We start from the raw sequence: 8,708 nt of genomic DNA on the forward strand, positions 1-8,708 counted from the left end.
TGTTTTTGCGGGGCCGCCATCGGTATTGCACTGGCTGCCTCGCCTACGTTTTTCAACGGCCTGATAGGGGCAATAATACAACTGGCTTTCCAGCATCGCGGCCTCCTTGTGACTTGGCGTTATAATCGCCGGTCTACTGCTCACCCTGTTTAAGCAGCCCCCCTTTCAACCTTAGCCGTTCTAGAACAAGAGAGCATGATGGGCGCATTCGATGCCATCCGACCCTATGCCGATGCAGAAGTGCGCCCCGTACTGGCGCGCCTGCTCGCCGACCCGGCGTTTCTCGGCGCCCTCACCCGTTTTCGCTTCCCGCGCCTGGCCGGGCCACTCGGTTGGCTGCTCAAGCCGCTGATCGCCGCGCGGCTGCGCAGCGAGTTCGCCAGCATCGATTCGGTTTCCAAGCTGCAGGAAAAGATCGAACCCTATATTGATCGCACCATCGAGCATGCCACTGACGGCATCAGCTACTCCGGCCTGGAACACCTGCAACCGGGCAAGCCCTACCTGTACCTGGCCAACCATCGCGATATCGTCATGGACCCGGCCTTCGTCAACTACGCCGTCTATCACGCCGGCCTGCAGACGCCGCGTATCGCCATCGGCGACAACCTGCTGCAGCGCCCCTTCGTCAGCGACCTGATGCGCCTGAACAAGAGCTTCATCGTGCACCGCTCGATCAGCGGGCGCCGCGAGAAGCTGGCGGCCTATCAGCTGCTGTCGGCGTATATCAATCACTCGATCCGTGAAGACGGCGAGTCGATCTGGATCGCCCAGGCCGAAGGCCGCGCCAAGGATGGTGATGACCGCACCGACTCGGCCATCCTCAAGATGTTCCACATGAGCCGCAAGGACGAACCGTTCGCCGAGGTCATCGACTCGCTGAACCTGATCCCGGTCTCGATCAGCTACGAGTACGATCCCTGCGACCTGGCCAAGGCCCGCGAACTCTGCGTGCGCGCCGCCACGGGCAGCTATACCAAGGCGCCGGGCGAAGACGACGCCAGTATCGCCCTGGGCATCACCGGTTACAAAGGGCGCGTGCATCTGCACTTCAGTCCGCCTGTCGCCGGTCTGGAGGACACCAAGCAGCTTGCTCAGGAGATAGATCGTCACATTCTCGGCCAGTATCGCCTGTTCCCCGTGCACTACCTGGCCTACGCCATGTGGGAAGGGCGCGAGGCCGGGCTGAACGTGCCAGCAGCAAGCGACGTATTCGATGCCGCGGAACTGGCCAAGGCCGAAGCGCAGTGGAACAAACGCCTGGCCGCCTGCAGCGCCGAAGAAAAGCCGTTCCTGATCCTGCAGTACGCCAATCCGGTGCGCAATCAGTACCGGATCAAGGCGGGTCTGCCTCTGTAAGAACCCCGCGCTACAAACGAAAACGTCAGCCATCAGGCTAATGCTGATCAGATAAGTTCGTCACCACCCCCTCCTACTTGCAGTAGAGGGGGCGCTTTTCGTAGGAGCCAGCTTGCTGGCGATGCTTTTTATGGCGGACCGCCGGCAAGCCGGCTCCTACAAAGATCGAGTGCAACGGCTTAACTGACTGGCATTAGCCATCAGGCTGACGTTTTCGTTTATCGCTCAAGCATCAAAGCCGCGTGCTGAGCCAGGACAGCAGCAGGGCTGCGCCCAGGCAGATGGCGCCGAAACGGTAGAAGAAGCGGTTGATGCGCACAGTGCGCTCATCCTGTGCTTCGCTATCGTCCAGCTCACCCTGAGCCAGCACGCGCGCCATACCGCGCTGCTCACGCAAGCGGGTCATCAGACACAGCCAGGCTCCCGCCAACGCGAAGAACAATGCCAACGAATTCACCGCTCCGGCCGGATGGGCGAGGAACAGCGACCACAACATCTGCAGCGACATGCAACACCTCGAGAACAGCATGGTGCAGCAACCCCGCCACTGCACCAGAATGGGGATTTCGGCCGAGAAACGGTGCGTCTCGACCCTCGAAAAGTCATCGCGCAGTGTACTGAACTAGCGCATTTATAAGGTTCGTTCCCGACGAACGCGGCCCGCTATCCCGAAATCGTCTGAAAACTGTCCTATGCCTGGCCTAGGGTTTGTATCTCCAACAGTGACCATGCAGTCACGACTATTGCTGAAGCCAAACCCCAACGCCCCTGGAGGACCTGCCATGCTTAATTCACAACCGCTGGATCGCGATTACCTGATCGACTCGCTGGATGAAGTGGACGCCGTGGTCGACGAACTATCCCTCAACGTACAGGATCAGCATTGGCTGGTGTACTGCGCCCTTGGCGGCCACGAGCATTACGACCTGCCGGACATCGACAACCGCACCGGCATGAGCCTGCCGGAGTTCTACGCCGAAGCGGCATGAAACCCCAGGACAAATGAAAACGCCCCGCAATGCGGGGCGTTTTTCGTAGCGACGCTAGGAATTACTGCAGTAGAACCTGGCCAATGGTCGGGTCCTTGAAGGCGCGGGTCAGCGCATCGCTAAGCACTTCACCCACCAGCTTGGTATTGGTCTGCTGGTTCGGGGCGGTGCCGAAACGCTGATTCAGCGAGGCACCATAACGACCGGTGTAGCGACGGCTACCGCCCTGCACGTCAGCGCGAATGGAAGCGGAGATATCGGCCTCGGTGACGTACATGCCTTCTTTCGGCGATTGGTACTTCAGCTCCGCCAGGGTGATGGTCAGCTGTGGCGCGTTGTAGGCATTGGCCGACGGGGTGAAGCCGAGCAGACGCACGGCAGCCTCGGCCTCGGCCTGTAGCTTGGGCAGTACGTGCTCGCTGCTCACGCTGATCGTACTGGTTTCTGGATACAGGCCACCGCGGGTACCAAGCACCGGCGAAGGACGGCCATCGACTACGCGCACCACCACCGGTTGGCCCTGACCCACGGGAGTCAGAGAGCTGGTGAGCCTGGGTTGCGGGGTGAGTTGCTGAGGGCTGAGGGCGCAACCGGCCAGAGTCAGGCTGGCGGCAGCAAGCAAGGCGATCAACACACGGTGCAGCATGCTCATCTCTCCGAGTGAGGTAAAAGTGGCCGGCAGTATACCCAGCGCGGCCTGAGGCCGACAGTGGTGCAGCATAGGACCGTCAGCACAGCGTTGCGGTTCCTGTCATCAGCCTGTCACCACGCCCTGGCATAAAGGCACCCGTCATCACGCTGGGGCCTTCACCATGCTGTTGCGCCGCCTGTTCAGCCGCGCTCGCCCGATGCGCCATTTTGCCCTGATCGATGGTCAGGGAATTTGCCGCGCCCTACGACAGATGCAGGAACACCCGAGCCAAGCTGGCTGGGTGGAAGTTCGCGAGCCGAGCATCTCCTGGCTGGGCTCCCCCTTGCCCGCCAATGCCCAGATCACCCCGGTCGTCACACACGCACCAGCCGCTCGCCCGTTGGCGGCCTGACCGGCGGAAGAATAAAAGTCACGCTGGGGCGATCAATTTCCCCTCATTCACCGTTATAATCGCGCCCCGATTATAAGGACGTCTCCTGATCGGGCCGCACGACCTCGCCGATGCAATGTCATCGCCCCGCCCCAGAGAGTCGCCCACTTCGAGCTGCCGCTTCCGGCCAGCCGCTTTCAGCCCATATGCAGAGCCGATCGCAGCCATGCATTGCATGATTTGCACGGGCAAAAGCGCGCCGAGGCAGTCGAGCTTTTGAGGTTCACCGCTCCAAAAGAGCGTGAAAAAACGGTTTTTACAAACTTCACAAGAGTGTGGCGAACAGATGAACAGTTTTGCGTCCGCAAATCCCAGCCTTAACCCTCACCACCGAACGACGTGGCATCACGCCTGAGTCTGCCGGTATCGCCCTGAAAGGCCGAACGGCCGTCCATCTGGTGCAGTTTTTCTTGGAGAGAGGTTAATGGCGCATAACGATTACCAAAGCGTAGATGTGGTGCTGGTTGGCGCCGGCATCATGAGCGCGACCTTGGGCGTATTGCTCAAGGAACTCAATCCCGGCCTCACGCTGGAAGTGGTAGAGCAGCGCGAGTCCGGCGCAGTGGAAAGCTCCAACCCCTGGAACAACGCCGGCACCGGTCACGCCGCGCTGTGCGAGCTGAACTACACCCCGGAAGGTGCTGACGGCAGTATCGACATCAAGAAGTCGGTCAGCATCAACGCCCAGTTCGAAGAGTCCAAGCAGTTCTGGGCCTACCTGATCGAGAAAGGTGCGATCAACGCGCCGAAGACCTTCATCAACCCGGTGCCGCACATGAGCTTCGTGCGCGGCAACAGTGGTATTGCCTTCCTCAAGAAGCGCTTCGAGGCCCTGCGTCAACATCACGCCTTCGCCGAGATGGAATACACCGAGGATCGCGCCACCATCGCCGAATGGGCGCCGCTGCTGATTCCGGGCCGTGATGCCAACGAGCCGCTGGCGATGACCCGCGTGCAGGCCGGTACCGACGTCAACTTCGGCGCGGTCACCGAGCAGATGCTCGCCTACCTGACCACCCAGCCTGACGCCAAGGTCACCTGCAACCAGAAGGTCACCGACCTCAAGCGCGACGGTGAAGGCTGGCTGGTGGACATCAAGGACACCCGCTCCGGCGCCACGCGCCAGCTCAAGAGCAAGTTCGTCTTCCTTGGCGCTGGCGGCGGCGCACTGCCGTTGCTGCAGCTGTCCGGCATCCCCGAAGGTAAAGGCTTCGGCGGCTTCCCGGTGAGCGGCCAGTGGCTGCGTTGCGACAACCCTGAGATCGTCAAGCAGCACCAGGCCAAGGTCTACAGCCAGGCTGCCGTCGGCTCACCACCGATGTCGGTACCGCACCTCGATACCCGCGTGGTCGATGGCAAGAAATCCCTGCTGTTCGGCCCCTACGCCGGCTTCACCACCAAGTTCCTCAAGTACGGTTCGTTCCTCGACCTGCCGCTGTCGGTACGCCCCAACAACCTCGGCCCGATGCTGGCGGTGGCGCGCGACAACATGGACCTGACCCGCTACCTGATCAAGGAAGTGATGCAGTCCGAAACGCAGCGCCTGGAAACCCTACGCGGCTTCTACCCGAAGGCCAAGGCCGAGGACTGGCGTCTGGAAGTGGCCGGCCAGCGCGTGCAGATCATCAAGAAGGATCCGAAGAAAGGCGGCGTGCTGCAATTCGGTACCGAACTGGTGGCAGCAGCCGACGGCACCATCGCCGCATTGCTCGGCGCCTCGCCGGGTGCTTCGGTGACTGTGTCGATCATGCTCGACCTGATTCGCCGCTGCTTCCCCGAACAGGCCAAGAGCGACGACTGGCGCAGCAAACTGGACCAGATCTTCCCGGCCATGGCCGATGTTCTGTCCAGCGACGCCGCGCGCTACCACGAAGTGCAGACGCAATCGAATCAGCGCCTGCAGCTCGACATCCCCAGCGCCTGATTGGCAGCAGCACGTTGAACCGCCAAGGATGGCGGCAACCCAAACCGCCCCTCAAGGTAATACCTGCCAGGCAAGTGTCGACGCATCGAATCTGTAGGAGCGGTGCCCCGCCGCGAACAAGGGCGGCGCGCTTCTGAAAAGCTTCGCCCCGAGGCGGGGCTCCTACGCAAGACAGCGCGGTAACCTTACCTGCTTTCGGGGCGTTTTTTATTACTGCTGACCCCAAGGCAGGATCGGAATGGCCGTCACCGCATTCTGCGGGCTACCCTCGATCACCCGGTCGCTGTAGACCAGATACACCAGGGTGTTGCGCTTGCTGTCGAAGAAACGCACCACCTGCATAGTCTTGAACACCAGCGAAGTGCGCTCCTTGAACACCTCCTCGCCGTCTTTGAGCGTGCCTTTGAATGCAATGGGACCGACCTGGCGGCAGGCGATGGAGGCCTCGGCCCGATCCTCGGCCAGGCCCAGACCACCCTTCACCCCACCGGTCTTGGCACGCGACAGGTAGCAGGTCACGCCCGACACCTTGGGGTCATCGAAGGCCTCGACGACGATCTTGTCGTTCGGCCCGACCCATTTGAACACCGTCGACACTTCACCGATGGTTTCGGCCAGCGCCAGACCGGGCAGCATCAGCAGGCTCAGCACATATCCCTTGAACAGACGCATACATGCTCCTTAGACGAGAATCAAATTGTCGCGATGCACCAGCTCCGGCTCATCGACATAGCCCAGCAGCTTCTCGATGGCGTCCGACGGCTGGCCGATGATCTTCTGTGCTTCCAGCGCGCTGTAGTTGACCAGGCCACGGGCGACCTCACGGCCGTCAGGCGATACGCAGACCACCATCTCGCCACGGCGGAAGCTGCCCTGCACGGCCTTCACACCGACCGGCAACAGGCTCTTGCGATCCTGGCTCAACGCCTTCACCGCGCCGGCATCCAGCACCAGGGTGCCACGGGTCTGCAGGTGGCCTGCCAGCCACTGCTTGCGCGCCGCCAGCAAGCCGCGCTCGGGCGCCAGCAGCGTGCCCAGACGTTCGCCCGCCTTGAGCCGCGCCAACACCTGCTCGATGGCCCCACCAACGATCACCGTATGCGCGCCGGAGCGCGCCGCCAGACGCGAAGCACGCAACTTCGTCTGCATACCGCCACGGCCCAGCGCACCACCGACGCCACCTGCCACGGCATCCAGTGCCGGGTCATCGGCGCGGGCTTCGAAAATCAGCTCGGCATCGGGGTTGTGGCGCGGGTCGGCGTTGTACATACCGTCGCGGTCGGTGAGGATTACCAGCAGATCGGCTTCCACCAGGTTGGCCACCAGCGCGGCCAGGGTATCGTTGTCGCCGAAGCGGATTTCATCGGTGACTACGGTGTCGTTCTCGTTGATCACCGGGATCACATCGAGATTTACCAGCGTACGCAAGGTGCTGCGTGCATTGAGGTAGCGCTTGCGGTCGGACAGGTCGTCATGGGTCAGGAGGATCTGTGCGGTGCGCATGCCATGCTCGGCGAAGCTCGACTCCCAGGCCTGCACCAGGGCCATCTGGCCAATGGCAGCAGCGGCCTGCAGCTCGTGCATCGCGCTAGGTCGGCTGGTCCAGCCCAGGCGGCTCATGCCGGCCGCCACCGCACCGGAAGATACCAGCACCAGCTCGACGCCCTGCTCACGCAGCGCAACCATCTGCTTGACCCATATCGCCATGGCCGCACGATCCAGGCCACGCCCGTCAGCGGTCAGCAGCGCACTGCCGATCTTCACCACCCAGCGCCGCGCGCCGGTCACCTTGTCACGCATGATCTTCCAACCTTAGCCAGAAAATGATGGGGCCCGCCCCACCTACAAAAACGCCGCAATTAAGCGGCGTTGGAAATTTGCTTAATCCCGGACGTAAATGATTTCCGGGCCGTCGTCGTCTTCTTCGTCGAAGAAATCATCGTCCTCGTCGATATCGTCGACACTGCGCACACCGGATTTACGCAGCGCACGCTGGTCGTCCAGCGCCTGCAGACGGGCACGCGCCTCGTCTTCGATGCGCTGATCCAGCTCGGCAAGCTCCTCGGCGAAGACCGGGTCTTCGGCGATGCGCTCGGCGCGCACTTCCAGATAATGCATGATGTCGCGGCTGATGCGCTCGGTACCGTCGCGGCTGATGGCCGAGACCACGTAAACCGGGCCCTGCCAGTTCAGGCGAGCCACGATATCCGCCTTGCGTGCCTCACGCTCGTCCTCGGGCACCTGGTCCATCTTGTTCAGCACCAGCCAGCGATCGCGCTCGGCCAGTGCCGGACTGAAGCGTGCCAGCTCGTCGATGATCACCTGCGCCGACTCGGCCGGGTCGCTCTCGTCCAGCGGCGCCATATCCACCAGATGCAACAGCAGACGCGTACGCGCCAGGTGCTTGAGGAAGCGAATACCCAGACCGGCACCGTCGGAGGCGCCTTCGATCAGCCCCGGAATGTCGGCAACGACGAAGCTCTTGAAGCGGTCGACGCTGACCACGCCGAGGTTCGGTACCAGGGTGGTGAAGGGGTAATCGGCGACCTTCGGCTTGGCCGCGGAAACCGCGCGGATAAAGGTACTCTTGCCGGCATTGGGCAGACCGAGCAGGCCAACGTCGGCCAGCACCTTCAGCTCCAGCTTGAGATCGCGCGACTCGCCCGGCTTGCCCGGCGTGGTCTGACGCGGCGCACGGTTGGTGCTGGACTTGAAGCGGGTGTTGCCCAGGCCATGCCAGCCACCCTGGGCGACCATCAGGCGCTGACCCGGCTTGACCAGGTCACCAATCACTTCCTGGGTGGCCACGTCGATCACCGTGGTGCCGACCGGTACCGGCAGGATCAGATCCTCGCCCTTGGCCCCGGTGCAATCGGTGCTGCCGCCCTTCTCGCCATTCTGCGCATGGAATTTACGCGTATAGCGGTAGTCGATCAGGGTGTTGAGGTTGGCGTCGGCCTCGAGGAATACCGAGCCGCCGTCACCGCCGTCACCGCCATTGGGGCCGCCCTTCTCGATGAACTTCTCACGACGGAAGGCCATCATGCCGTTTCCGCCGTCACCAGCTTTTACAAAAATCGATACTTCGTCGACGAATTTCATGGATATGCCTCCCGCTTCATCTGCGGGCTGGGGGGACGCTTGCCGGATCATCCAGAACTAGCGGATCGGGCAAGCGAACCAAAGATACATAATCGGGTAGGAGGCGGGGTCACCCCCGCCGTCCTCCCACACCACCGTACGTACGGTTCCGTATACGGCGGTTCCTGCCTACTGACAAACAGCATCAGCGAGCTTGGTTCCGTTGATGTGTCGCCTGCGGTAGCTAAGCGCCCAGACCGGCCCTCGGAGTTT

9 protein-coding genes are annotated in these 8,708 nt (G+C 62.1%); 4 read left to right on the top strand and 5 right to left on the bottom strand.

Features of this window, described 5'->3' with window-relative positions:
- Positions 1 to 195 precede the first annotated feature (195 nt).
- Positions 196 to 1,359 (top strand): 1-acyl-sn-glycerol-3-phosphate acyltransferase, encoded by a 1,164-nt coding sequence (locus DBO86_RS02820; protein ID WP_084340879.1) that lies wholly within the window; start codon positions 196 to 198, stop codon positions 1,357 to 1,359.
- Positions 1,360 to 1,591: 232 nt separating this feature from the next.
- Here the strand turns inward: DBO86_RS02820 and DBO86_RS02825 are convergent, their stop codons facing one another.
- The gene (locus tag DBO86_RS02825) at positions 1,592 to 1,867 is read right to left on the bottom strand and encodes a hypothetical protein (protein WP_074855274.1); all 276 of its coding nucleotides are present in this window, start codon (positions 1,865 to 1,867) and stop codon (positions 1,592 to 1,594) included.
- 274 nt (positions 1,868 to 2,141) lie between these two features.
- Between DBO86_RS02825 and DBO86_RS02830 the strand changes: the two genes are divergently transcribed.
- Entirely contained in the window at positions 2,142 to 2,348 is a 207-nt protein-coding gene (locus DBO86_RS02830) for a hypothetical protein (protein ID WP_108232929.1), read from the top strand.
- 61 nt (positions 2,349 to 2,409) lie between these two features.
- On the opposite strand, the gene DBO86_RS02835 is transcribed toward DBO86_RS02830, so the two are convergent.
- Positions 2,410 to 2,994, bottom strand: a complete 585-nt coding sequence (locus DBO86_RS02835) for a YajG family lipoprotein (RefSeq protein ID WP_108232930.1) — start codon at positions 2,992 to 2,994, stop codon at positions 2,410 to 2,412.
- Positions 2,995 to 3,160: 166 nt separating this feature from the next.
- On the opposite strand from DBO86_RS02835, the gene DBO86_RS02840 reads away from it, so the two are divergent.
- Together DBO86_RS02840 and mqo are read left to right on the top strand one after the other, a co-directional pair.
- Entirely contained in the window at positions 3,161 to 3,391 is a 231-nt protein-coding gene (locus tag DBO86_RS02840) for a hypothetical protein (protein WP_017675393.1), read from the top strand.
- A 463-nt stretch (positions 3,392 to 3,854) separates the two neighbouring features.
- Complete coding sequence (gene mqo / locus DBO86_RS02845; RefSeq protein ID WP_108232931.1) at positions 3,855 to 5,354, top strand: malate dehydrogenase (quinone); 1,500 nt, start codon at positions 3,855 to 3,857, stop codon at positions 5,352 to 5,354.
- Between the two features lie 210 nt (positions 5,355 to 5,564).
- Here mqo and DBO86_RS02850 read toward each other — a convergent pair whose 3' ends face one another.
- The 3 genes from DBO86_RS02850 to cgtA form a co-directional block, all read right to left on the bottom strand.
- The gene (locus tag DBO86_RS02850) at positions 5,565 to 6,026 is read right to left on the bottom strand and encodes a CreA family protein (protein ID WP_004424540.1); all 462 of its coding nucleotides are present in this window, start codon (positions 6,024 to 6,026) and stop codon (positions 5,565 to 5,567) included.
- Positions 6,027 to 6,035: 9 nt separating this feature from the next.
- The gene (proB, locus tag DBO86_RS02855; RefSeq protein WP_104729545.1) at positions 6,036 to 7,154 is read right to left on the bottom strand and encodes a glutamate 5-kinase; all 1,119 of its coding nucleotides are present in this window, start codon (positions 7,152 to 7,154) and stop codon (positions 6,036 to 6,038) included.
- An 81-nt stretch (positions 7,155 to 7,235) separates the two neighbouring features.
- The gene (gene cgtA, locus DBO86_RS02860) at positions 7,236 to 8,456 is read right to left on the bottom strand and encodes an Obg family GTPase CgtA (RefSeq protein ID WP_108232932.1); all 1,221 of its coding nucleotides are present in this window, start codon (positions 8,454 to 8,456) and stop codon (positions 7,236 to 7,238) included.
- Positions 8,457 to 8,708 lie beyond the last annotated feature (252 nt).

This window comes from Ectopseudomonas oleovorans (assembly GCF_003052605.1).
Taxonomy (GTDB): Bacteria; Pseudomonadota; Gammaproteobacteria; order Pseudomonadales; family Pseudomonadaceae; genus Aquipseudomonas; species Aquipseudomonas oleovorans_A.

Coding starts and splice junctions, on each gene's coding strand:
- cgtA (WP_108232932.1), bottom strand. CDS start 8,456: ATGAAATTCGTCGACGAAGTATCGATTTTTGTAAAAGCTGGTGACGGC.
- proB (WP_104729545.1), bottom strand. CDS start 7,154: ATGCGTGACAAGGTGACCGGCGCGCGGCGCTGGGTGGTGAAGATCGGC.
- DBO86_RS02830 (WP_108232929.1), top strand. CDS start 2,142: ATGCTTAATTCACAACCGCTGGATCGCGATTACCTGATCGACTCGCTG.
- mqo (WP_108232931.1), top strand. CDS start 3,855: ATGGCGCATAACGATTACCAAAGCGTAGATGTGGTGCTGGTTGGCGCC.
- DBO86_RS02835 (WP_108232930.1), bottom strand. CDS start 2,994: ATGCTGCACCGTGTGTTGATCGCCTTGCTTGCTGCCGCCAGCCTGACT.
- DBO86_RS02850 (WP_004424540.1), bottom strand. CDS start 6,026: ATGCGTCTGTTCAAGGGATATGTGCTGAGCCTGCTGATGCTGCCCGGT.
- DBO86_RS02820 (WP_084340879.1), top strand. CDS start 196: ATGATGGGCGCATTCGATGCCATCCGACCCTATGCCGATGCAGAAGTG.
- DBO86_RS02825 (WP_074855274.1), bottom strand. CDS start 1,867: ATGTCGCTGCAGATGTTGTGGTCGCTGTTCCTCGCCCATCCGGCCGGA.
- DBO86_RS02840 (WP_017675393.1), top strand. CDS start 3,161: ATGCTGTTGCGCCGCCTGTTCAGCCGCGCTCGCCCGATGCGCCATTTT.